The following is a 22,950-nucleotide window of genomic DNA, read 5'->3' on the forward strand; positions in this document are numbered from 1 at the left end:
GGGGAGATCGGGGTGGAGTGAGGGCCGAGGGGAGGGGGGAGGGGTGAAGGGACGTGCACGGCCGACGCGGTGGGTGACACGGTTGTCCCCGGTAGTGACACGGTCGGCCCGGTGTGACACGTCGGCGTGGTGGTGACACGGGCCGGCGCGGTGGGCGCGGTTGGTGACACGGACGGCGGGTGGGCAACAGAGCCGGCGCGGTTGGTGACACGGACGGCGGGGTGGGTGTCAGGGCCGGCGCGTTGGTGACACGGACGGTGGGGTGGGCGACAGAGCCGGCGCGGTGGGCATCAGGGCCGGCGGGGCCCGGTATCGGGATCTCACCGTCGGTCCTGCGCCACCGCTAGCGGACCAGCCCCAGCTCAGGGTCCTCGCGCAGCTTCCCGAGCGCTCGTGACACCGCCGACTTCACCGTGCCGACGGAGACGCCGAGCACCTCGGCCGTCTGGACCTCGCTGAGATCCTCGTAGTACCGCAGGACGACCATCGCCCGCTGCCGCGCCGGCAGCCGCATGATCGCGCGCCACATCGCGTCGTGCAGTGCCTGCTGCTCCGCCGGGTCGTCGTCGTGGCCGGGCTTGGGCTCCGGTTCGGGCAGCTCATCGCAGGTGAACTCGTCGACCTTGCGCTTGCGCCACTGCGACGTCCGCGTGTTCAGCAGTGCCCTGCGCACATAGCCGTCGAGCGCGCGATGGTCCTCGATGCGCTCCCAGGCGACATACGTCTTGGTGAGCGCGGTCTGCAGCAGGTCCTCCGCGTCGTTCGGGTTCGCGGTGAGCGACCGGGCGGTGCGCAGCAGCACCGGCTGGCGGGCCCGCACGTACGACGTGAACGAGGGATACGTCGCGTTCGGACGGGTCTGCCTCGCTGAAGTAGCGGCGTCGGAAGCGCTGGTGCAGACGGGTGTGGTCATGGCTCCACGCTATGAGCGGCCCCTGCTTCAGCGGATCGGCCGCAGGTGCCGAAGCAACGTCCGCCTCAGGTTGTAGGGGTGGGGCTGGCTCCACCTCCTGAAGGTGGACGAGCGAGGGACACATACTGCGGGATTACCCCTGGGGGTCAGGCGTCGACAGTAAGGACCAGCCCCGATGTCGGCACCCCCGTCCCCGCCGTCACCAGCACCCGTTCCGCCCCGGGTATCTGGTTCACGGACGTACCCCGCACCTGCCTCACCCCCTCCGCGATGCCGTTCATCCCGTGCAGATACGCCTCCCCGAGCTGCCCCCCGTGCGTGTTGAGCGGCAGCCGCTCCTCGGCCACGAAGTCCCCGGCCTCCCCCTTTCCACAGAACCCGAACTCCTCGAGCTGCATCAGCACGAAGGGGGTGAAGTGGTCGTACAGGATCCCCACGTCGATCTCTCCCGGCCCCAGCCCCGCCGTCCGCCACAACTGCCGCGCCACCACGGCCATCTCCGGCAGACCGGTGAGGTCGTCCCGGTAGAAGCTCGTCATCTGCTCCTGCCCTCGGCCGGCGCCCTGGGCCGCCGCCGCTATGACGGCCGGCGGGTGGGCCAGGTCACGGGCCCGGTCGACGGACGTGACGACGAGCGCCTGGCCGCCGTCCGTCTCCTGGCAGCAGTCCAGCAGCCGCAATGGCTCGACGATCCAGCGCGAGGCCGCGTGGTCGGCGAGGGTGATGGGTCTGCCGTGGAAGTAGGCGGCCGGGTTGGTCGCCGCGTACTTGCGGTCCATCACCGCCACATGCCCGAACACCTCCGGCGTCAGCCCGTATGTGTGCATGTATCTCTGGGCCGCCATCGCCACCCAGGAAGCCGGCGTGAGCAGCCCGAAGGGCAGTGACCAGCCGAGCGCCACACCCTCCGCCGACGGCTCCCGGTGCTGCACCCCCGACCCGAAGCGCCGCCCCGATCGCTCGTTGAACGCCCGGTAGCAGACCACCACCTCCGCGACCCCCGTGGCCACGGCGAGCGCCGCCTGCTGGACGGTCGCGCAGGCCGCACCGCCGCCGTAGTGGACTCGGGAGAAGAAGGACAGCTCACCCATCCCGCAGGCCTGGGCCACGGTGATCTCCGGGCTGGTGTCCATCGTGAACGTCACCATCCCGTCCACGTCCCCGGGCGTCAGCCCCGCGTCGTCCAGTGCGGTCCGCACCGCCTCCACGGCCAGCCGGAGCTCGCTGCGCCCCGAGTCCTTGGAGAACTCGGTGGCCCCGACACCGACAATCGCCGCCCGACCGGCAAGGGCGTCCCGCGCGCGGACGCTCATGCCGGACCCTCCGACGGCATGGTGACCGCGGCCCTCGTCGGCACGCTGTCCGCCACCGCCGGCGGCACGCTGTCCGCCACTCCCGCCGAGCCGGTGCCCGCCGTCCCTGCCGGCAGGGTCACCGTCACCGTGCCGGTCACGTGTCTGCCGATGCCGTTCGCGCCGACCACCCGTACCGTCACCGTGTCGCCGGCGACGTCCTCGACCGTGCCCGTCAACACCATCGTGTCTCCCGGGTAGTTGGGCGCCCCGAGTCGTATGGCCACCCTGCGCAGTACGGCCGTCGGTCCGAAGTGGTCGGTGATGTAGCGGCCGACCAGGCCGTTCGTCGTCAGGATGTTCATGAAGATGTCGGGGGATCCCTTCCGCCGGGCCAACTCCGCGTCGTGGTGCACGTCCTGGTAGTCGCGCGAGGCGATGGCCCCGGCGACGATCAGGGTGCGGGTGATCGGGACCTCCAGCGGCGGCAGTTCGTCACCGGCCTTGATGCGGCTTGCCGTCGCGCCCTCACCGGCCCTCATGCGACAACCTCCTGAATCCGCTGAGCCTCCTGAGTGCGCCAGACAGGCAGCACCAACCCCTCGTCGTACTCCTGGAATTCGAGCCGCACCGGCAGTCCGATCCGCACCTTGTCGTACGGCACCCCCACCACGTTGCCGATCATCCGCACCCCCTCGGCCAGTTCGATCAGACCGACCGCGTACGGAGGGTCGAAGGCGGGGAACGGCGGGTGGTGCATCACGACGTACGAATAGACCGTCCCCTCGCCACTCGCCTCGACCGTGTCCCAGCCCAGGCCGCCGCAGGCGTTGCAGCCGGGCAGCCAGGGGTGGCGCAGGGTGCCGCAACCTGTGCAGCGCTGGATGGGCAGGCTGTGCCGCTGGATGCCCTCCCAGAAGGCTGCGTTGTCGCGGTTGACCACGGGACGAGGGCGGGCAAGCTTCTTGCGCGGACCCGACTGGCCGGCCTGACGTATGGGTGCGTACTTGAGGATGCGGAAGCGGTGGGTGCCCGCGAGGTCGGTACCGACGCGGATGTCCATGCGGGTCGTGACGAAGTATCCCGTGCCGAGCTTCGTCGTCTTCCTCTCCGACACCGACTCGATCACCGAGTCGAAGGTGATCTCGTCCCCGGGCCGCAGGGGCTGTAGATACTCCTGCTCGCAGTCGGTGGCGACCACCGAGGTGTAGCCCGCCTCGTCGAGCAGGCCGAGCAGTTCTTCGTACGCGTGCGCGCGTCCCGTATGGCCGGAGAGGCCGCTCATGGTCCACACCTGGAGCATGGTGGGCGGAGCGGTGGCGTCCGGTCCCGAGTACGCCGGGTTGGTGTCGCCCATGGCCTCGCACCAGTGCCGGATCATGGGCGCGTTGACGGGATCCTTGCCCGCGCGCGCCACAGCGGCGCGCTGCCCCTCGTAGAGCTTCAGCCGCGTCTCGAAGTCGTCGCTCGCTTCCACCTCATGGCTCACCACCGGCTCGTAACTCACCGTCGCCCCCTAGCCCTCATCGCCCTCGTCGCCCCACGGCGCATCGCACTGACACTTCTGGTACACCGCGACCGCCGATCCGGTTCCCATGAGTTCTTGGGAACTTCACGAGGCCCAAGCCCCAGGCCCCAAACTCCAGGCCCCAGGCCCCAGGCCCTCCGAAGATTTCTGACTGTCCGTCAGATACGCCGCAGTGTCAAGGCCACAGAAGGGCGCAGAAGATCACCCGAAGGTCGTGGAGCGTCACGGCCGAACACGGAAAAACGCCTGCGCGGCGGCACCGAAGTACCGCCGCGCAGACGCCTTGCACCCCACAGCACACCCCACAGATCCGAGAGGGCCGGCGCATGAGCACCGGGGCGCCGGCCCCCTCAGCTCACCACCAGAGCGGAGTGAAGTTGACGGACGTGTTGTCGTTGCCCTGATTGACGGCCGTGAACGCGGAGCCGTTGACCTGGGCCGTGTTGCTCTGGTTCGAGGCGCCGGCGCCGGTCGCCTGCTGCTGTGTGGTGGACGAGGTGCCGTAGTTGTCGCCGCCGACCCCGCTGCCCACGAGGCCCTGGGCGGCGTTCGTGACAGCCGCACTGGATCCGTCGTCCGCGATGGCGCCGTTGTCCGCCGCGGCGACACCGGCGAACAGGGCGGCGGCGAGCGGGAGGGCGGAGACGGCCGCGATGACGCGGGCGGTACGGATGCTTGCCATGTTGTTCCTCCAGAACAGGTGCGCCCAGGCTCCCCGCCGGACGCATAGGTAGTGCATGAAGTACTGCTCCTTCCAAGGCAGTTGGCCGACCACCCTGGAGCTGTGCACGACGTCGCGAGATCAGAGTTGCCCACCGAATCCCCGGCGAACCACCCCGGATGCCCCTATTCGCCCTGAAGCGTGATGACAAGTCGATAAACCCCTTTCGCCACTTCCGCCCAATAAGCCAGGGCAGTACGGACAGCTCAACCCCAAGCACCACAAGGGGTGAAAGGTTCCGGCAGGCTTCTTGCCAACCCCCGCCAACCGGCGAATCGCCCGGCGATGCGCACCCTCCCCTCTTTCCTTTTTCGAACATTCGTACGAACATGGACTCATGGCCACCACCGACCGGCAGGCCACGACGCTGGCCCTCGCACACGCCCTGTCAGCCGCCGAACGCGGACTGGCCGTCATCCCCCTGTCCCGGACGAAGCTCCCGGCCCTGCGCTCCCCGCACCGCGACGACCCCGCCCCCGCGCCCTGCCACGGCGAGTGCGGCCGCTTCGGGCACGGGGTCTACGACGCCTCCACCGACCCCGCCCGCATCCGCGAACTCTTCGCCGCCGCCCCCTGGGCCACGGGCTACGGCATCGCGTGCGGCCTGCCCCCACACCACCTGATCGGCATCGACCTCGACACCAAATCCGGTACGGACTCCTCGGCCGCCCTGCGCGAACTGGCGCTGCGCCACCTGTTCACGATCCCGCCCACGGTGGTCGTCCTGACCCCCAGCGGCGGCCGCCACCTCTGGCTGACCGGCCCGCCCGACGTCGTCGTCCCCAACTCGGCGGGCCGCCTCGCGCCGGGCATCGACATCCGGGGCGCCGGCGGCTACCTCGTCGGCCCCGGCTCCCGTACCGACCACGGCGTCTACAGCACTGCTCCCGGAACCTCCCACATCGTCCCCGCGCCCTGCCCGCGCGCCCTCCTGCGCCTTCTGCTCCCCCCGCCCCGTACGCACCACCCCACGCCCCCCGCGACCGGCGGCCACGGGCAAGGACTCGTCCAGTTCGTGCTCGCCGCCCACGAGGGCCAGCGCAACACCCGCCTGTTCTGGGCGGCCTGCCGTGCCTACGAGGACGGCATCGGCCCCGCCCTCGTCGACCCCCTCGTCGAGGCGGCACTCAGCACCGGCCTGACCGAACGCGAGGCCCGCGCGACGATCGCGTCGGCTGCGCGGATGACTGGGCACCGCCCTTGAACGGGGCACCGGCCCTGACAGGGCGTCCGGGCGTCCGCGGCTCGCAGGCGCCTGACAGGCCTTGAAATTCACGGGAGCTCGATGCACCACCGCCCTGGAGCGCCGACCATGTCGCTGACCCGCGTCGTCCTCGCGTCCGGCCGCTCCCTCGACCTGTCGGAGCTGCAGCTCTCCTCGACGTACGGCGCCATGCTGGAGGGCTACCCGTGCAAGCCGGTCAACGACATGAAGATCAAGGGCCTCGTCCGCGCCGCGGAGCACGCCCACCCCTCCAGCCCGGTGCACCTCGTTCCGCCGCCGCGCGAGTATCCCGACCAGTACGCGGGCGCGTTCGGCCCGGTCGAGGTGCTGCCGTCGGTGGCCTGCGTGGGCGCCTTCCACTCCACAGCCCTCGACCGCGACCACGACCCGGTCCTGTATCGCTCCGCCCTCACGATCATCTGGTTCCAGCCCACCGCGCGCGTGCCGTCCGGATGTGACGCGGAGGAGGCATTGCGGCAGGTCGAGTGGGAGGGGCTGGCGCGGGACCACGAGCTCTAGAGACAGCGCTTCAACGACATACGAGCTCTGGAGACGAGAGGGCTCTTCAACGACACCCGTGGCGGAGAAATCGGCTTGCCCAGACGGGGAGCCCGTATGCCAGGGTCGGCCGATGAGCGTTTCCCGACGTGAGCTGATGCGCTGGCAGTTCGCTCTCACCTGGGCGCTGTTCGAATACCACCTCGACCGGCTCCGGCCCGAGGACTTCCTGTGGGAACCGGGGCCGCACTGCTGGACGGTACGTCCGGCCGCCGACGGCACCTGGGTGCCGACTGGGCGGAGACCGAGCCCGACCCCGTCCCCGTGCCGACCATCGCCTGGGTGAGCTGGCACATCGGCTGGTGGTGGAGCGTGGCCACCGACCATCTGCGGGGCCGCCCGCCCCGGCAGCGGACCGATGTCACCTGGCCAGGCGCCGGAAAGGCGACCGTCACCTGGCTGCGCGACCTGCGGGCGGACTGGCCGGCCGCGCTGGACCCGCTCGACGACACGGATCTGGACGCCACGGCACCGTTCCCCTGGCCGGACGACCCGCAGTACACCGTCGCCCACATGATCGGCTGGGTGAACGCCGAGCTGATGAAGAACGCTGCGGAGATCGGGCAGTTGAGGCTGCTGCGGGCACAGCAGCTGGGGGGGCTGATCCGTCGCCGCCGACGCCGGCCGGAGGGTGTCTCCCGGCGAGATGTCCAGCTCGGCAAAGAGCACGAAAATGGGAGCCATCTGCTGTTTTGTGCTGGATCGGAGGCGCCATGAAGGATCTCAAGCTTGAGCAGAAGCGCTCGCTGTCCCGCCTCGAGGCGGCCGATCAGCTCGCGGCGCTCGCGACCGCGCTGAGGGAGGGCGGGGACGCCGAACTGGAACTCGACCCTTGGAAGCTGAGCCTGCGGATCCCGGACGACCTTCGCGGCGAGATCGAGGTCGAGGTCAGTGACGGGGAGATCGAGCTGGAGATCGAGTTCAAGTGGCCGACCGCGTCGGCCGCCGGGACAGCGTCATCGGAGAAGACGGCAGCCGGCGCAGAACCGGGTGGAGGCAGACGGAAGAGCACGGCTGCCGGTCCCGGCCGAACCCGCACCGGCGGAGGCAGAACCTCGAAGCGGGCTGCCGAGAAGAAGTAGTGAGCCGCGCCAAGGTCGACTCCCCGATGTGCGCAGCATACGAACCGATTCAGCCACTCAGCGCGGCCCGACCGCGAGAAGGGGCGCCCGGAAATCCGGGCACCCCTTCTCACCTGGGCTTATGCCGCCTGACAAGCGGTGGGTGTGGGATTTGAACCCACGGTGACTCGCGCCACGACGGTTTTCAAGACCGTTCCCTTAGGCCGCTCGGGCAACCCACCTCGGCCCCGGCCCACCAGGGGCGGAGCGGGTACAGCGTACCGGCCTGACGCGTTGCGCGGGGTGCGTGGTCCGTATGGGGTCCGGTCGCTCCGGTGCCAGGCACTTGCTGAGCGGGCGTACGAGCGCTCGCCGTCAGCCGTCGTCGCTCAGGCGGACTCCGTTGACGGCGGTGTCGAAGACCGGCCGGTACTCGTGCCACTGCTCGTCCGGCGCGGAGAGGTAGATCACGTACTGGGTGCCGTCGGCGCTCGCAAAGGCCAACTCCGCGGCACGGTATTTCCGCGCCCTGCCGTCGAAGGTGAACTCCCAGTACCCGGCAGGCCGTCCCCGGAAGGTCGTTTCGGCCATCCTCACCCGTTCATAGCCGGGATTGTCGCGGGCGGTCTGTTCCTCTTCCGTCTCACGCCAGTGCTGCAGCGGATCGGTACCGGCGAACTCGACGACGTTGACCCTCAGCCCCACCAGCTCCGACGGGTCTATGTAGGCGACTTCGCCACCGGGCAACGTCTCGCGGGTCCAGCCGTCCCGCACGGGCACGGAGATGCCGCTGTCCGGCTTCTTGAGGTGGTACCCGGCGGGCACCGGCGGCACCGTGGGGCTGGGACTGGTGGTCGTGGAGGGAGTGGAGGCCTCGGAGCCGGACGCGCGCGTGGTCGGCTCGTCGGCACTGCCCTTGAGCCACCACAGGGCGCCGCCTGCCAGACAGGCGGCGAGTGTCACCGCCAGGACCGACCGCACCACCGTACGGCGCCGGTTGCCGTTGCCCTTTTGACCACGAGGCGCGAGGTCCTCGGAACGGTCCGGTCGCGTGGGTGAGTCGAGGCGTGCGGTTCGGGTTTCGGTCACCTCGCCCAGGCGGCGTTCGACCTCGTGTACGTCCATGCGCTGTTCGGGATCCTTGACGAGCAGACCCTCGATCACGGGGGCCAGGTCCCCGGCCCTGCGCGAGGGCTCGTACGGATCGGTGGCGATGGCGTAGGCGGTCTCGATCGGGGTGTCCCGGCGGAACGGGTCCCGTCCCTCGACCGCCTGGTACAGCGTCGCCCCCAGGGCCCACAGATCACTGGCGGGGCCGGTCTCGGGATGCGCGCCCCTGAGCCGCTCGGGCGCCAGGTAGCAGATGGAGCCGATCAACTCGCCGGGCTTGGTCAGCGAGGACGTTCCCGACTCCATGGCGATCCCGAAGTCGGTGAGGACGATCCGCCCGTCGTCACCCAGCAGTACGTTGGCGGGCTTGACGTCCCGGTGCAGGACCCCGGCGTCGTGAGCGGCGCGCAGGGCGGCGGCCATGGCACGGCCGATCCGGGCGGCTTCCTCGGGTGGCAGTGCCCCCCGGCGCTTGAGGACGTCGCTCAGCGTGACCGAGGGGATGTACTCCATGACGATGCACGGCAGGCCCTCGTCATCGACGACGTCGTGCACCACGATCACATTGGGGTGGGTGATCCGGGCGGCGCTGCGGGCCTCGCGGCGGGTGCGCTCGTAGAGCGTCTCGACCTCGTCGTCCTGCAGGTGCGGCGGGATGCGCAGTTTCTTCACGGCGACGTGGCGGCCGAGCAGTTTGTCCTCGGCACGCCAGACGGTTCCCATACCGCCGCTGCCCACCCGCTCCACCAGCAGGTACCTGCCGGCGACGAGCCGCCCGAGATCGGACACCGCGAGACCGTCCCCTTGTCTGCTTCCCATTCGCGGCTCCGCTTCCCATTCGCGAACAGTCGAGGTCGAGAAGGCACGATAGCCCATCCGAACGTATGGACACGGTCGCCGGTCGATCGGCAACTCCCCGAGCGCGCCGCGCAATCGACCCCGGCGAATAGTCCTTTAGGCATCAGGGGAGCAGCTTCTTGGGCAACAAGCGAGCACGCGCGCGTTGCGTCGGCTCTGGTCGGAGCCTGATCTACGCGCGCGTGGCCGGTGGCGTCAGCTGTCGCCGGTGCGGGAGCCCAGGGTGAGTTCGACCGTGTGGGACTGGCCGCCGCGTTCGTAGGTGATCGTGACCTTGTCGCCGGGCTGGTGGGTCCAGATCTCACCGATCAGGGTGGGGCCGGAGTCGATCACCCTGTCGTCGAGCTTGGTGATGACGTCGCCCGGCTTGAGGCCGGCCTTGGCGGCGGGGCCGCCCGCCTCGACCGGGTCCGAGCCGCTGGCGCCCTGCTCGGTGATCTTGGCGCCGTCGGTGGTGTCCTCCAGGGAGACGGAGGCGCCGATCTTGGCGTACACCGGCTTGCCGGTCTTGATCAGCTGCTTGGCGACGTACTTGGCCTGGTTGATCGGGATGGCGAAGCCGAGGCCGATCGAACCGGACTGGCTGGTGCCGCCCAGGCCGTTGGCGGCGGACTGGATCGCGGAGTTGATGCCGATGACGTTGCCCTGCGCGTCCAGCAGCGGGCCGCCGGAGTTGCCGGGGTTGATCGAGGCGTCGGTCTGCAGGGCGCTCATGTAGGAGGCGTTGCTGCCGGTGCCGTCGCTGGATGCCACCGGGCGGTTCTTGGCGCTGATGATGCCCGTCGTGACCGTGTTGGACAGGCCGAAGGGCGCGCCGATCGCGATCGTCGAGTCGCCGACCGCCACGTCGTCGGAGTTGCCCAGCGTCAGCGGCTTGAGGTCCGACGGGGCGCTCTTGAGCTTGATGACCGCCACGTCGTAGCCCTGCGCGTGCCCGACGACCTCGGCGTCGTACTTCTTGCCGTTCGGGAAGGTCGCCGTGAGCTTGCCGCCGTCGACCGCGTCGGCCACCACGTGGTTGTTGGTGACGATGTGGCCCTCGGTGTCGAAGACGAAGCCGGTGCCGGTGCCACCCTCGCCGCTGCTGCTCTCGGCCTCGATGGTGACGGTGCTCGGCAGCGCCCTGGCGGTCACGGACGCGACCGTGCCCGGGTCGCGCTTGAGGTCGCCACCGCTGTCGGCGGCGGAGACGGTCGTCGAGGAGCTGGTGTCGTCGTTCTTGGCGAGGGTGTAGCCGAGGCCACCGCCCAGGCCGCCGGCGACCAGCGCGGCGATGAGGACCGCGGCGAGCAGTCCACCGCGTCCGCGGCCGGACTTCGGCGCCGGCTGCTGGTAGGTGGCACCCCATCCGGAGCCCACACCGTCACCGGCACCGGCACCAGCACCAGCACCAGCACCACCTGCGGCGGCACCGCTGTCGGCATACGGCGGTGTGGGCGGCGGCGGAGGCGGCCAGGAGGCGTCGGGGGCCGAGCCCTGCGAGGCAGGCGGCTGGTCTGCGTTCGAGGCGGCCGGGGCGGCGGGCTGCTGAGCGCGGTTCGAAGCCGCTTCGGCGCCGTAAGGCTGAGATCCGTTCGCGGCCGCGTCGGCGGCGTGCGGCTGGGTGCCGTTCGCGTTCGCCAGGGTGCCGTTCGGCACCGGTGGGAGCTGGGTGGTCGGGGCGGCATCGCCCTCGGGAGCCGGGCGCTCCTGGGATGCCGGAACAGCAGGAGCATCCACCGGCACGGGAGGTGCGGACGGGGCCGGGGGTACCGCGGCGCCCTCGTTCTCGGTGCTCACAGCTTTCTCTCCTCGATCCACGGCTGTCGTTTTCGGTCGCACTCGGTCACGTCCGTTCACGCCGGTCAGTACTCGTCGGCGGTCGGTGCGCTTCAGCTGTGCATGTCTTTTGTATGCGGTCAGCTTTTCCCACGGGCCGTCAGAGCACCATAAGCGGTCCCTGTGGGTCCACGGCCACTCCTTACATAGGGCATCTATTACTAAATAGGCGCAATTCCATCGCCCTTAAGGCGCCTCCGGCCGCACGTCTACCCGCCTGCGGTGGGACCATGACGCGGTGACCCACGCACGACAGCACCGGATCCAGGTCGTCGCCCATCGCGGAGCCTCCGAAGACGCTCCCGAGCACACCCTGGCCGCGTACAAGAAGGCGATCGAGGACGGTGCGGACGCCCTCGAGTGCGACGTACGCCTCACCGCGGACGGACATCTCGTCTGTGTCCACGACCGCCGCGTCAACCGTACGTCCAACGGCCGGGGCGCGGTCTCGGCCCTGGAGCTCGCCGAGCTCGCCGCCCTGGACTTCGGCTCCCGCAAGAACCGCGACTCGTGGAAGAACCGGACCGAGGAGCCCGACTGGGAGTTCCGGCCGGAGGATCCCGAGGACACCTCCGTCCTCACCCTGGAGCGGCTGATGGAACTCGTCGCCGACGCGGGGCGGCGCGTGGAGCTGGCGATCGAGACCAAGCACCCGACCCGGTGGGCGGGCCAGGTCGAGGAGCGGCTGCTGCTCCTACTGAAGCGGTTCCGGCTCGACGCACCCGCCACGGCCGACGAGTCCCCGGTGCGGGTCATGAGCTTCTCGGCACGCTCGCTGCATCGCGTGCGTGCCGCCTCGCCGACGCTGCCGACCGTCTACCTGATGCAGTTCGTCTCGCCCCGGCTCCGGGACGGACGGCTGCCCGCGGGCGTCCGCATCGCCGGCCCCTCGATCCGGATCGTGCGCAGTCACCCGGCGTATGTGGAGCGCCTGAAGCGGGCCGGCCACCAGGTGCACGTCTGGACCGTGAACGAGCCCCAGGACGTCGACCTCTGCGTCGAACTGGGCGCCGACGCCATCATCACCAACCGCCCGCGGGCGGTGCTGCACCAGCTCGGCCGCTGACACGCGCGCGTGGCCGACACGCGGCCACTGCAAGCCGAGGCACGGCCAAAGCAAGTGACACAGCAGGCGGCACAGCAAGCGGCCGCAACAAGTGGCCACAACAAGTGGCCACAGCAAACCGCACATCCGGAATCCCCTAAAACCTCATCAACCCCTGCGCAACCTCTTGACCCCAGAGCCCCTTCAGCCCCATCCTCCACTTCTGGTCACACCGTCGAATTCCAGCCATCTCGACTACAGGGAGTGCTCCGGCGCGTTCGGTCCGTATTCGATCGTTGCGAGTGCGTCACCGGACATTGATTGGCCGGTTTCCGGTACAGGCCAATGGGGCATCCACACCGTGGCGTGGGGCAAAGGAGGTCTCGGGGGTGGCGTTGGTGGTGGCACAGGAGGTGCCCACGTCGTCGAGCATGGCCGTACCCCATGGCCCTGCGGGCGTGGGGGAAGCGAGACACCGTATGCGCTCTCAGTTGCGCAGGGGTGGCGTGGCGGAATCGGTCATCGACGATGCCGTACTGATTCTTTCCGAACTCTTGAGCAACGCGTGCAAACACGGTCGGCCGCTCGGTGACGCACTGTCCGGGGACGGTGACGTCCGGGCTGCATGGCGCGTGGACGCGAGCGGCAGGCTCACCGTGGAGGTGACGGACGGCGGCGGGCCCACCCGCCCTGCTCCGGCCACGCCCTCGGTCACCGCGCACGGCGGCCGCGGGCTGAACATCATCACCGCTCTCGCCGACGACTGGGGTGTACGCGACGACGCGCGGGGCGAGATCACGGTCTGGGTCGTGGTCCACGGCGACGTTCATGATCCGGATGCCGGGCATCGCCGCGACGACTTCGCTACGCGCGTCACAGCGCCGTCGGTGGGTGCGATATCCGGCCTCGACTTCGGCGACGCCTTCGACGACCTGGACTGACGGCACGGGTTCCGGCTGAGGCCCTGCTTCCGCCGCGAACCGGCTCTCCTTCCGCCCGAACCTGCGGCCGCACGGGGGAGCCGCGTATCGATACGGCCCGGCACGACCCGGTGGGTTGTCCACAGGCTCCCGTCGCCCATGGCTTGAACGGCTAGGCTCGCGCCGTACGAGACGAGCCGTAACCGGGAGACACCCACGATGGCCAAGAAGCGACCCCAGACCAAGGCCCGCCCGCAGCTCAGCGATGGAGAGATCCCGGTTGTCGGCGCACGCGAGCCCTGTCCCTGCGGCAGCGGCCGCCGCTACAAGGCCTGCCACGGCCGGGCCGCCGCGCAAGCGGTGACCGAACTGGTGCAGCGCCCGTTCGAGGGGCTGCCCGGCGAGTGCGACTGGGTGGCACTGCGCGAACTGGTGCCGGCCGCCACGGTCGAGCTGCCCCTGAAGGGCGGCCTGCCCGAGGGCGTCCCGTCCGTCACCCTGGCCACCGTCCTGCCGATGGCCTGGCCGGCCCTGCGCCGCGACGACGGCTCGGTCCTGCTCGGCCTGCAGAACGACACGGCGTCGGGCGACATCAGCCGCGACCTCGCCGACACCCTCCAGCAGGCCCTCACCGCGCAGCCCGGCACCCCGGTCCAGGGCCGCCGCGCCCCGGCCGACGGTCCGCGACTGCAGGATCTGCTCGACCCCGAAGGCACGTTCGAGCCAGTTGTACACCCGGGCTTCGAGTTCTGGGTCCCGGACGCGGAGAACGCCACGCCGGAGGTGACCGCCTCCCTGGAGCGGGCCAACGCCGCGGCCATCCCGACCGTGAAGCTGACCGGTGTGGACGCCGCCTACTGGTGCGAGACGCCGGAGAAGAACCACCTGCGCTGGGTCATGCCGCACCCCGAGGAGCAGCTTCTGGACGCCCTCGCGCGACTGCACGCGGCGGGCAAGTCGAACCTCGGCGAGGGCACCCGGCTCGTCGGTTCCTTCCGTGCTCACGGCCTCACCGTGCCGGTCTGGGACCTCCCGAGCGGCATTGGCGCGGAGGACGTGGAGAAGCCGGCGGCCGAGTTCGCCGAGCGCCTCGCCGCGGCCCTGGCCACGGACGCTCCGCTCACCGCGGACGAGCGTCGCGCGCGTGGCGGCCTGACCAACCGGCAGGTCACGCTCAGCTGACGAGCACTGCGCAGACCGGGTTCGGCTGAACGGCCGTTCAGCCGAACCGGCCCGTCCGGGAGGGGTGAGTCCGATCACAACTCCCATGCGGAGCAAGGGAATCCGTGACTGGAAAGCCCGGATCGAATTTGCGAACCGCCGATCTCTTGTTACCGTTCGAGTAGCCCGGTTGCTGGTGCATCCCCCGTCGCCAGCAACCGGGTCTTTCCATGTGCGCACTCCTTTACGGAATGACGCCGCCTGTCAACTGCCCGCAGGTTCCCCGGATTTGCCCGGCGAGGAGTTGCTGGCGGAGCGCAGCAGCAGCGGCCCGCTCCCGGCCCGGGACGCGAACTCCGCGACCGCCGTGTAGGCGTCCAGGTTCCCCCGAGTGCGCTCCCGGGGCGTCTCGCACGTCCCCGGCTCGTCCTCGGCGCCCCCGGCGCAGCGCATCTGCACCGTGCGCCCACCAGGCCCCATGAGACTCAGTACGGAGTCCAGCGCGCCGCCGGTGGCATTGCGGAAGTAGGTGCGCGCCCAGGTCTCGTCGCCCTGCGTGAGGACGCAGGTCTGCGCCTCGATGCCCTCGGGAGAGGTGAGTTCGGGACCGCAGCGGGCGGCGGTGGCAAGGCCCAGGCCGAGCAGCAGCGAGGAGGTGGTGGAGGGCTCGGTGGAGGGCGCCTTGGCATCGGCGGGGCGGGACGGACGTACGGCTCCGTCCTTCGGGGCATGGGGGGAGGAGCGTACGGCCTCACGCGCGGACGTGCGTTCGGCGGCCCGGCTCGCGTCGACGACCTGGCCGGCGGCCGCCCAGGCCAGCGGCAGGGCGACCGCGGCCGCCGCGACGGACGCGAAGGCGATCAGACGGACTCTTCTGCGATGCGGCCCGCGGCGATGCGACGACGGTGCCCTTTTTCCCCTGGTTTGACGCGGCATATAGCGGAAGATAACGACCACACGCGCGTGCGCCGTCCCGCGCACGCCGGACGGCCCTACAATTCGGGCGCGCTCACACCCGTACGAGTGAGGGCCTCGACCACGGCGTCCACCACGGCCTCCACGTCCGGCACCCACGGGGAGGCCGAGCCGGGCAGCGGTGCGCGCTGCCAGCTGATGGGGCCCTGGCCCGTCTCGGACGGGGGAAGGGCGATATAGCCGCCCTCGCCGTGGAAGCGGAGGGAGCCGGGGACGAAGTCCTTGGCGTAGAGCAGTTCGCCCAGCTGTTCCATGGAGTACGGCTTCACCAGGATCGACCAGCGGGCGGGCGAGGCGACGACCGGGCCGAGGCGCATGCCCATGCGGTCGAGGGCGGTGAGGGCGTGAGCGGCCGGCAGGGCGGGGAGGCTGACCGCGCAGGGTGCCGTGCCACCGGTGGCGAGGATGATCGGCGCCGCGGGCCGGTTGGTCCACCACCAGCGCACCATGCGCTCGTCGGTGGTGGCCGCGAGGAGGCCGGGATCGAAGGGGTGGGCGCCGGGCACCGTGCACTCCGGGTCGGGGCAGCCGCAGCGGGAGTGCCCCTGCGGGTGCGTCGTCACGCCTGGGAGTACCGGCCAGCGCCATTCCGTCGCGAAGGTCAGGGCCGCGCTGATCAATTCAGACTTCCCGTCGCTGCGCAGGAGCCTGCGTCGCCTTCCGAGGATCTCGCGCATGAGCGCTCGTTCCTTTCCGTTGCACCGCTGGCAACACCGTGGTCCACATCACACCATGTGTCGATCACTTCACTGTGCGTACCTGTTGGCGCATCACACCCCTGCCTTGAGCAAGGGAAACCCCTATGGGTCGAGCGTTGGCTGCTTCCGCGGCAACCTCGTCCATACTGCGATCTGTCAAAAGCATGGGCGTGGCGTGGGGTGGCGAAGTCTGGCGTTTACCGTCGCGCATATTTCTCTTCGCCTCCGCCACGGGAGGATGGGGCCGGTCGTCGGTGGCTAAGACGCCCGGGTCCGTCACCAGGTTCCGGGTGATTGTCAACCACCCCTGGCCTTCACCGAGTACGTACCCATCACGACCGCTGTGACGCTCCGTGGAGCGAAACCAGTCGACCGCAATACCCCGTTACCCGAGGCAGTTTTAAGCCAACTTTGCCTTTCCGTAAGACGTGTACGGCGGTTGCTCTGGTTGCTCATGGACACCAGGAATCCCGGCAGGACAATGCTGGACATCCCCTCACGAGTGCGTGTACATGTGGAGACACTGCTAGCGGCGCAGAATGACATGGGGGTTTGCGATGCTTTTGAGCAATACGCACCGGTCGGAAAGCCGGACGCCATGAACGCCCCTCACCCTCCGAAAGTGGCCGGAATCGATTCAACGGTTCCCTCGCCCACACACACTGTCGCGCCCGCGCCCGCGGCCTCGGGTGCCTCAGCGGTCCCCCCACCCCACGCACCAGGGGCGCTGCTTCAGGACCGTCTCGCCGGCTGGGTCTCGGACCTCACCACACTCCACGAACTCACCGAGCGCCTGGCCCGCACGGACGCACTCGGTGAAGCCCTCCAGGAACTGCTGCACGCCGGAGCCGCCCTCGTGGGTGCCCGGCGCGGTCTCGTCGTACTGGAACCCGCCGACGGGCTCGGCCCGGACACGACGATCGGTCTTGGTCTCGCCCGCGCCGACCTCGGCCACATCGAGACCGTCCCGCGCAGCTCCCTGTCGTACGGCAGGATCCTCGACGGCCTTCCGGGCGGTGACGGCGAGATCGCCGAGCCCGACCTGTTCGCCGAGGAGGGGCTCGACCCCCGCCACCGCGAGGTGGCCGCACGCCTCGGCTACGCCGCGAGCTACGCGCTCCCCCTGTCCACCGAGGCCGCCGGCCGACTCGGCGCCGCCGTGTGGCTGTACGACGAGCCCGCCGAGCCGACCGAGCGCCAACGCCACCTCGTCGGCCTGTACACGCGCTACGCCACCGAGTACCTGGCCCGGCTTCTCGAAGTCGAGCGCACGCGCGCGTGCATGAAGACGATGGCCGAGGAGCTGCTCCCCTCCCGCCTGCCCCGCATGGCCGGCGTCCAGCTCGCCGCGCGGCACCGTACCGGCCCGCGCGGGGGCGGCGACTGGTACGACGCGCTGCCGCTGCCGGACGCCGCACTCGGCCTGGCGGTCGGCTCGGTGACCGGTTCCGGGCCCAGCGCGATCGCCGCGATGGGCCGGCTGAGGGCCAGCTTGCGGGCGTACGCCGTCATGGAGGGCGAGGACCCGGTCGCGGTCCTGTCCGACCTGGAGCTGCTGCTCAGACTCACCGAGCCGGCCCGCTCCGCCACCGCCTTGTTCGCCTACTGCGAACCCTCCCTGCGCAAGATCACGCTCGCCGGTGCCGGGCACACCCCGCCCCTGCTGATCGGGGACCGGCGCACGGAGTTCGTGGAGACCTCCGTGTCCGCGCCGCTGGGCATGCTGGCCTGCTGGGAGGCGCCGAGCGTGGAGCTGACCGCGGAGGCCGGAGAGACGGTTCTGCTGTACACCGACGGGCTGCTGCACCGCACCGGTGACCCCACGGACCGGGCGTTCGCCCGGCTGCACGCGGCGGCGGCCTCGGTGCCGAGGGCTTTGCGGCACGATCCGGATGCGGTCGTCGACCATGTCCTGCGGACCGTGCTGCCGGGCGGGCTGGACGTGGCGGACAGCGAGGAGGACGTGGTGCTGCTGGCGGCTCGCTTCGAGTAGGCGGCCATAACGGGTTCCAAGGCCGCCGGCATAGCACCTCCCGGTGACGGTCCTTTCGACCCTGGGCTCCCTTCTGTACGACCGTACGATGGTCGGGGTCCAGTGCCGTATCGAGGAGGATGACCGCCGTGGCAGAAGAGCTCTCGGAGACCCCGGAGACTGCCGAAGAAGAGCCCATCAAGCAGCGCAAGAACGGCCTGTATCCGGGCGTGTCCGACGAGCTCGCCGAGAGCATGAAGTCCGGCTGGGCCGACACGGAGCTGCGCGACCTGGAGCCGATCCCCCAGGCTGCCGAGACGGCGGCCCGTCGTGCCGCGCTCTCCGCGCGCTTCCCGGGTGAGCGTCTGGTGATCCCCGCGGGCAACCTGAAGACCCGGTCGAACGACACCGAGTACGCCTTCCGGGCGTCGGTCGAGTACGCGTACCTCACCGGCGGCCGGCCCGATGAAAGCGCAGACGGTGTGCTCGTCCTGGAGCCCGTCGCCGACGGTCACAAGGCGACGATCTACCTTCTGCCGCGTTCCGACCGGGAGAACGGCGAGTTCTGGCTCTCCGGCCAGGGCGAGCTGTGGGTCGGCCGCCGGCACTCGCTCACCGAGGCGGAGAAGCTGTACGGCATCCCGGCCTCCGACGTGCGCGAGCTGGCGGACAAGCTCCGCGAGGCGACGGGTCCGGTGCGTGTCGTCCGTGGCTACGACGCCGGCATCGAGGCCGCGCTGACCGACAAGGTCACCGCCGAGCGGGACGAGGAGCTGCGGGTCTTCCTGTCCGAGGCGCGGCTGGTCAAGGACGACTTCGAGATCGGCGAGCTGCAGAAGGCCGTCGACTCGACCGTGCGCGGCTTCGAGGACGTGGTGAAGGTCCTCGACAAGGCCGAGGCGACCTCCGAGCGCTACATCGAGGGCACGTTCTTCCTCCGCGCGCGCGTGGAGGGCAACGACGTCGGCTACGGATCCATCTGCGCGGCCGGTCCGCACGCCTGCACGCTGCACTGGGTGCGCAACGACGGGCCCGTGCGGTCGGGTGATCTGCTGCTGCTCGACGCGGGCGTCGAGACGCACACGTACTACACCGCCGACGTCACGCGAACGCTGCCGATCAACGGCCGGTACAGCGAGCTCCAGAAGAAGATCTACGACGCCGTGTACGACGCCCAGGAGGCCGGTATCGCGGCTGTGAAGCCGGGGGCGAAGTACCGGGACTTCCATGACGCGGCCCAGCGGGTGCTGACCGAGAGGCTCGTCGAGTGGGGGCTCGTCGAGGGGCCGGTGGAGCGGGTGCTGGAGCTGGGGCTTCAGCGGCGGTGGACGCTGCATGGGACGGGGCACATGCTCGGCATGGACGTCCATGACTGCTCTGCGGCGCGGACGGAGACGTATGTGGAGGGTGTCCTGGAGCCGGGGATGGTGCTGACCGTCGAGCCCGGGCTGTACTTCCAGGCCGATGACCTGACCGTGCCGGAGGAGTACCGGGGCATTGGGGTGCGGATCGAGGACGACATTCTGGTGACGGAGGACGGGAACCGGAATCTGAGCGCTGGGCTGCCTCGGCGGTCGGACGAGGTCGAGTCCTGGATGGCCTCGCTGAAGAGCTGACGTTGGATTGATGGCCGGATACCAGAGAGGTGTCCGGCCATCGTTGCGGTCTGCGGGTTGTGGGGGCTGATCGCGCCCACGCGGCGGAGCCGCATATCGAGACAGTCCCGCGCCCCTAGGGGGTTGGGGTGGACCTGCATCTGGAACTGGCCGTCGGCGACGGCCGTCGTGCTGGGCTTGAGCGGGCGCTGAGGGACGCCGTACGAGACGGGCGGCTCGCTCCCGGGGAGCGGTTGCCTGCCACGCGGCGGCTTGCCTCCGAGCTCGGCATATCGCGGAACACCGTGAAGGCGGCATACGACCAACTTGTCGCCGAGGGCTATCTCACCGCCCGGCAGGGGGCCGGTACGCAGGTAGCCTCGCTGCCTTCGCCGGACGCAGAGGCGGCCAACGGCGCCGCACGCACGCGTGAGCCGCGGTTCGATCTGCGGCCGGGGAGTCCGGACGTCGGGGCGTTTCCGGCGGCTGCATGGCTGCGGGCGTTGCGGCGGGCCATCGCCACGGCACCCTCCCTGGCGTACGACTACGGCGATCCGCGCGGTCGTATCGAGTTGCGGACCGCGCTGTCGGGGTATCTGGGGCGGGCACGTGGGGTGATCGCGCCGCCGGAGCGGATCGTGATCACCTCCGGGTATGTGCAGGGGCTGGCGCTCCTCACGCGCGTGTTGGAGGGCGGCGCCGTCGCCATGGAGGATCCGGGGCTGCCGTTCCATCGGGAGGTGGTGCGGCGCAACGGGGGTGCCGTCGCGCCCGTGCGGGTCGACGAACGGGGGGTGTGCGCCGAGGAGTTGGGGGACTGCGCGGCCGTGGTCGTCACGCCGGCGCATCAGTACCCGACCGGTGTGACCCTGCACCCCGAGCGGCGGCGGGCGCTCGGCGACTGGGCACGCGCGCGTGGCGGGCTGATCGTGGAGGACGACTACGACGGGGAGTTCCGCTACGACCGCCAGCCCGTCGGTGCGCTGCAAGGGATGGCGCCGGGGCAGGTGGTGTATCTGGGGACTGCCTCGAAGACCCTCGGGCCTGCTCTGCGGCTCGGGTGGATGGTGCTGCCGCCGCACCTGGTCGATGCCGTCGCCGACGCCAAGCTGCACAGCGACCATCACACCGAGTCCATCGGGCAGTTGGCGCTCGCCGAGCTGATCGACAGCCACGCGTACGACCGGCATGTGCGTGCCTGCCGGCTGCGGTACCGGCGACGCCGGGATCAGCTCCTGGACCGGCTGGGGGCGCGTCGGCGTATGCGCGGGATCGCGGCCGGGCTGCACGCGCTGGTGGAGGTCGACGACGAGGCGCGGGTGCTGGCGCGGGCGGCGGAGGCGGGGCTCGCGGTGGGGCATCTGGGGGAGCACTGGCATACGCCGGGCGGCGGCGCGGGGCGGCCACAGGGGCTCGTCGTGGGGTACGGGACGCCTCGGGAGCGGGCGTATCCCGAAGCGCTGGAGGTGTTGGGAAAGGTGCTGGACGGGGCCTGAATCGGACCACGCCTCGGGCCACGCATCGGGCCACTAATTGGGCCACTGAGAGGCGTGACTATTGGGCCTGTCGAAAGGTCCACAGTGTCCTTAACGTCATTGGCATGACAACCCGCCTCGTCCCGCCCGCCGGCCCGCAACGCGTCCTGGCCCTCGCCCAGTTGAGCAACTCCGTCGGGGACGGCGCCTACTACACGACGTCGGCCCTCTACTTCACCCAGGTCGTCGGCCTCGCCCCCGCGCGCGTGGGGCTCGGGCTGACCGTCGGCTGGGCGGTCGGCTCGCTGGTGGGGGTTCCGCTGGGGCGGCTCGCCGATCGGCGCGGGCCGCGCGGTACGGCAGTGCTGCTGGCCCTCGTGACGGGACTCGCGGTGGCGTCCTTCACGGTCGTGCACGGGTTCGTGCCATTCGTGCTGGCCGCCTGCGCGTACGCCGCCGCGCAGTCCGGGCTCGCGGCGGCCCGGCAGGCGCTGCTGGCGGGGCTGGTGTCCGCCGGGGACCGGACGGGGTTGCTGGCGCATCTGCAGTCGACGCTCAATGCCGGCCTGGCGGTGGGTGCGGGGCTCGGCGGGCTCGCGCTGCATGCCGGGACGCGGACGGCGTATCTGGCGGTGTTCACGCTGGACGCGGTGAGCTTCCTGGGGTGCGCGGGGTTGCTGCTCCGGCTGCCCTCCGTGCCGCCTGTGCCGAGTCGGCGGCGGGACGGGCTCGGCGTGCTGCAGGACCGCCCGTATGCGTTGGTCGCGCTGCTCAACACCGTGTTGTTGCTGCGGCTTCCGCTGCTCAGCCTCGTCCTGCCGCTGTGGATCACCCGCAGGACCGACGCGCCGGCCTGGCTGGTCTCGGCGCTGTTCGTGCTCAACACCGGTGCGGTGATGCTCTTCCAGGTACGGGCGGCGCGCGGCGTCACGGGCCTTGCCACCGCCACGCGCGCGGTGCGTCGTGCGGGCTGGGTGATGCTCGCCGCGTGCGTGGTGTTCGCGCTGTCGGCGGGCGCCTCGCTGTGGGTGGCCGTCGGATTCCTGGTGGTGGGCGCGGTGCTTCAAGTGGTCGCCGAGATGGGGCAGTCGGCGGGTTCCTGGCAGCTGTCGTTCGACCTGGCGCCGGAGGGCCGCGTCGGCGAGTACCAGGGCCTGTTCGGGACCGGCGTCACGATCGCCCGCACCCTCGGCCCGCTCCTCCTGACGGCCCTGCTGGTGGAGTGGGGGACGCCGGGCTGGCTGCTGCTGGGCGGGGCGATGCTTGCGGCGTCGTACGCGACGGGACCGGCGGCTCGGTGGGCCGCCGGTCGCCGGGCGCAGGACCAGGTCAGGCAGCCCGTGCTCGTGCCGTGACGGGCAGCGAGTCCAGGAACAGCGCCCCCGCGAGCAGCCCCGCACTCCCCCGCGGGCTCCACGCGCGCGTGTGCAGGTCGGCATCGAGGGCGGCGAGGGCAGTCGCGCCGGCCTCCCTGGCCGTACCCCCCGCTTCCAGGACTGCGCGGGCGCCCGCCTGGACCTGCCGTAGGCCGATGGGGCCCGCGGTGTAGAGGAGTTCGGTGTCCTGGAGGGTGGACATCACGGTGAGCAGGGCGTCCAGGCGGGCCTGCTCCTCCGTGGCGCCACGCGCGCGTGCCGTGGCGAGCGCGTCCAACGCCCGCCGTACGTGCGGGAATCCGGCCCGTGCCTCGCCCCGTGCCCCGGCCGCGCCGTACTTCGCGGACACCGAGGAGCCCCGGGAGGGCCTGCGCGGGGCGCGCTTGTCGGTGTGCGCGGCGATGCGCTTGGCGGTCGCGGCGACGTCCCGCCCCTCGGCCCGGGGGTCGAGCGCGGCCGCGGCGACCAGCAGGCCGAGCGCCCACAGCGCGCCCCGGCCTGCGCCAGCGCCTCGTCCTCGCGGCTGCTCATGGCCGTACCGTTACCAAGAGCCTCAGTGGTTCTCAGCAATCCTGGCGTTTCCGCCCGGAAGGTCCGTACCGGCCAGCTCGGCGGCTTACGGTCCGCGCTTCAGCGACCACCGCCCAGA

Annotated in this window: 19 protein-coding genes, 1 tRNA gene and 2 pseudogenes; 11 read left to right on the plus strand and 11 right to left on the minus strand. The window is 70.7% G+C overall.

All coding sequences use genetic code 11. From position 1 onward, the window contains the following. Nucleotides 1-343: 343 nt before the first annotated feature. The 5 genes from ADL12_RS06645 to ADL12_RS06665 all read right to left on the minus strand — a co-directional run bounded on the left by ADL12_RS06645 (nucleotide 344) and on the right by ADL12_RS06665 (nucleotide 4,415). Nucleotides 344-913, minus strand: coding sequence for a SigE family RNA polymerase sigma factor (locus tag ADL12_RS06645; protein ID WP_062699531.1), 570 nt, complete (start codon nucleotides 911-913; stop codon nucleotides 344-346). A gap of 146 nt (nucleotides 914-1,059) precedes the next feature. Next, a complete protein-coding gene (locus tag ADL12_RS06650) occupies nucleotides 1,060-2,226 on the minus strand; it encodes a lipid-transfer protein (RefSeq protein WP_062699533.1) in 1,167 nt (388 codons plus the stop codon). Continuing rightward, nucleotides 2,223-2,714, minus strand: a complete 492-nt coding sequence (locus ADL12_RS06655) for a MaoC family dehydratase (protein ID WP_079051878.1) — start codon at nucleotides 2,712-2,714, stop codon at nucleotides 2,223-2,225. The genes ADL12_RS06650 and ADL12_RS06655 overlap by 4 nt, the downstream gene beginning before the upstream one ends. Nucleotides 2,715-2,743: 29 nt before the next feature. After that, the gene (locus tag ADL12_RS06660; protein ID WP_244187798.1) at nucleotides 2,744-3,712 is read right to left on the minus strand and encodes a bifunctional MaoC family dehydratase N-terminal/OB-fold nucleic acid binding domain-containing protein; all 969 of its coding nucleotides are present in this window, start codon (nucleotides 3,710-3,712) and stop codon (nucleotides 2,744-2,746) included. Nucleotides 3,713-4,088: 376 nt separating this feature from the next. Beyond that, nucleotides 4,089-4,415 carry a hypothetical protein gene (locus ADL12_RS06665; protein ID WP_062699535.1) on the minus strand — a complete coding sequence of 109 codons (327 nt, stop codon included), beginning with the start codon at nucleotides 4,413-4,415 and terminating at the stop codon, nucleotides 4,089-4,091. 376 nt (nucleotides 4,416-4,791) lie between these two features. Between ADL12_RS06665 and ADL12_RS06670 the strand changes: the two genes are divergently transcribed. The 4 genes and pseudogenes from ADL12_RS06670 to ADL12_RS06685 all read left to right on the plus strand — a co-directional run bounded on the left by ADL12_RS06670 (nucleotide 4,792) and on the right by ADL12_RS06685 (nucleotide 7,319). Continuing rightward, nucleotides 4,792-5,658 carry a bifunctional DNA primase/polymerase gene (locus tag ADL12_RS06670; protein WP_062699537.1) on the plus strand — a complete coding sequence of 289 codons (867 nt, stop codon included), beginning with the start codon at nucleotides 4,792-4,794 and terminating at the stop codon, nucleotides 5,656-5,658. Between the two features lie 108 nt (nucleotides 5,659-5,766). Then, nucleotides 5,767-6,198, plus strand: coding sequence for a hypothetical protein (locus ADL12_RS06675; RefSeq protein WP_062699539.1), 432 nt, complete (start codon nucleotides 5,767-5,769; stop codon nucleotides 6,196-6,198). A gap of 112 nt (nucleotides 6,199-6,310) precedes the next feature. Further along, nucleotides 6,311-6,822: pseudogene (locus tag ADL12_RS06680) on the plus strand (DinB family protein); the annotation flags it as partial. Nucleotides 6,823-6,950: 128 nt separating this feature from the next. Further along, on the plus strand, nucleotides 6,951-7,319 hold the full coding sequence (locus ADL12_RS06685) for an amphi-Trp domain-containing protein (RefSeq protein ID WP_062699541.1): 369 nt from the start codon (nucleotides 6,951-6,953) through the stop codon (nucleotides 7,317-7,319). A gap of 136 nt (nucleotides 7,320-7,455) precedes the next feature. Here the strand turns inward: ADL12_RS06685 and ADL12_RS06690 are convergent. The 3 genes from ADL12_RS06690 to ADL12_RS06700 form a co-directional block, all read right to left on the minus strand. Next, nucleotides 7,456-7,540, minus strand: a tRNA-Ser gene (locus ADL12_RS06690). 133 nt (nucleotides 7,541-7,673) lie between these two features. Then, the gene (locus ADL12_RS06695; protein WP_079051876.1) at nucleotides 7,674-9,227 is read right to left on the minus strand and encodes a serine/threonine-protein kinase; all 1,554 of its coding nucleotides are present in this window, start codon (nucleotides 9,225-9,227) and stop codon (nucleotides 7,674-7,676) included. 234 nt (nucleotides 9,228-9,461) lie between these two features. After that, nucleotides 9,462-11,045: a S1C family serine protease gene (locus tag ADL12_RS06700; protein WP_062699546.1), complete on the minus strand. Its 1,584-nt coding sequence runs from the start codon at nucleotides 11,043-11,045 to the stop codon at nucleotides 9,462-9,464. Between the two features lie 277 nt (nucleotides 11,046-11,322). On the opposite strand from ADL12_RS06700, the gene ADL12_RS06705 reads away from it, so the two are divergent. The 3 genes from ADL12_RS06705 to ADL12_RS06715 all read left to right on the plus strand — a co-directional run bounded on the left by ADL12_RS06705 (nucleotide 11,323) and on the right by ADL12_RS06715 (nucleotide 14,231). After that, the gene (locus ADL12_RS06705) at nucleotides 11,323-12,150 is read left to right on the plus strand and encodes a glycerophosphodiester phosphodiesterase family protein (RefSeq protein ID WP_062699548.1); all 828 of its coding nucleotides are present in this window, start codon (nucleotides 11,323-11,325) and stop codon (nucleotides 12,148-12,150) included. A gap of 281 nt (nucleotides 12,151-12,431) precedes the next feature. Next, nucleotides 12,432-13,070, plus strand: coding sequence for an ATP-binding protein (locus tag ADL12_RS06710; RefSeq protein WP_062699550.1), 639 nt, complete (start codon nucleotides 12,432-12,434; stop codon nucleotides 13,068-13,070). 198 nt (nucleotides 13,071-13,268) lie between these two features. Beyond that, nucleotides 13,269-14,231 carry a DUF5926 family protein gene (locus ADL12_RS06715; protein ID WP_062699552.1) on the plus strand — a complete coding sequence of 321 codons (963 nt, stop codon included), beginning with the start codon at nucleotides 13,269-13,271 and terminating at the stop codon, nucleotides 14,229-14,231. Between the two features lie 243 nt (nucleotides 14,232-14,474). On the opposite strand, the gene ADL12_RS06720 is transcribed toward ADL12_RS06715, so the two are convergent. Both ADL12_RS06720 and ADL12_RS06725 read right to left on the minus strand, forming a co-directional pair. Then, on the minus strand, nucleotides 14,475-15,146 hold the full coding sequence (locus ADL12_RS06720) for a hypothetical protein (protein ID WP_244187799.1): 672 nt from the start codon (nucleotides 15,144-15,146) through the stop codon (nucleotides 14,475-14,477). Between the two features lie 56 nt (nucleotides 15,147-15,202). Then, nucleotides 15,203-15,862 (minus strand): bifunctional DNA primase/polymerase, encoded by a 660-nt coding sequence (locus tag ADL12_RS06725; RefSeq protein WP_062699554.1) that lies wholly within the window; start codon nucleotides 15,860-15,862, stop codon nucleotides 15,203-15,205. 502 nt (nucleotides 15,863-16,364) lie between these two features. Here ADL12_RS06725 and ADL12_RS06730 point away from each other — a divergent pair. From ADL12_RS06730 to ADL12_RS06745, 4 genes are all read left to right on the plus strand, one after another. Further along, nucleotides 16,365-17,876: a PP2C family protein-serine/threonine phosphatase gene (locus tag ADL12_RS06730; protein WP_079051877.1), complete on the plus strand. Its 1,512-nt coding sequence runs from the start codon at nucleotides 16,365-16,367 to the stop codon at nucleotides 17,874-17,876. A 119-nt stretch (nucleotides 17,877-17,995) separates the two neighbouring features. Next, complete coding sequence (locus ADL12_RS06735) at nucleotides 17,996-19,471, plus strand: aminopeptidase P family protein (protein WP_062699559.1); 1,476 nt, start codon at nucleotides 17,996-17,998, stop codon at nucleotides 19,469-19,471. 128 nt (nucleotides 19,472-19,599) lie between these two features. Further along, nucleotides 19,600-20,946, plus strand: coding sequence for a MocR-like pyridoxine biosynthesis transcription factor PdxR (gene pdxR / locus ADL12_RS06740; RefSeq protein ID WP_062699561.1), 1,347 nt, complete (start codon nucleotides 19,600-19,602; stop codon nucleotides 20,944-20,946). A gap of 104 nt (nucleotides 20,947-21,050) precedes the next feature. Continuing rightward, complete coding sequence (locus ADL12_RS06745; RefSeq protein WP_062699563.1) at nucleotides 21,051-22,280, plus strand: MFS transporter; 1,230 nt, start codon at nucleotides 21,051-21,053, stop codon at nucleotides 22,278-22,280. On the opposite strand, the pseudogene ADL12_RS06750 reads toward ADL12_RS06745, so the two are convergent. After that, nucleotides 22,255-22,806 (minus strand): annotated as a pseudogene (locus ADL12_RS06750) (triphosphoribosyl-dephospho-CoA synthase); the annotation flags it as partial. The gene ADL12_RS06745 and the pseudogene ADL12_RS06750 sit on opposite strands and share 26 nt — an antisense overlap. Between the last annotated feature and the right edge of the window lie 144 nt (nucleotides 22,807-22,950).

Source organism: Streptomyces regalis (assembly GCF_001509475.1).
Taxonomy (GTDB): domain Bacteria; phylum Actinomycetota; class Actinomycetes; order Streptomycetales; family Streptomycetaceae; genus Streptomyces; species Streptomyces regalis.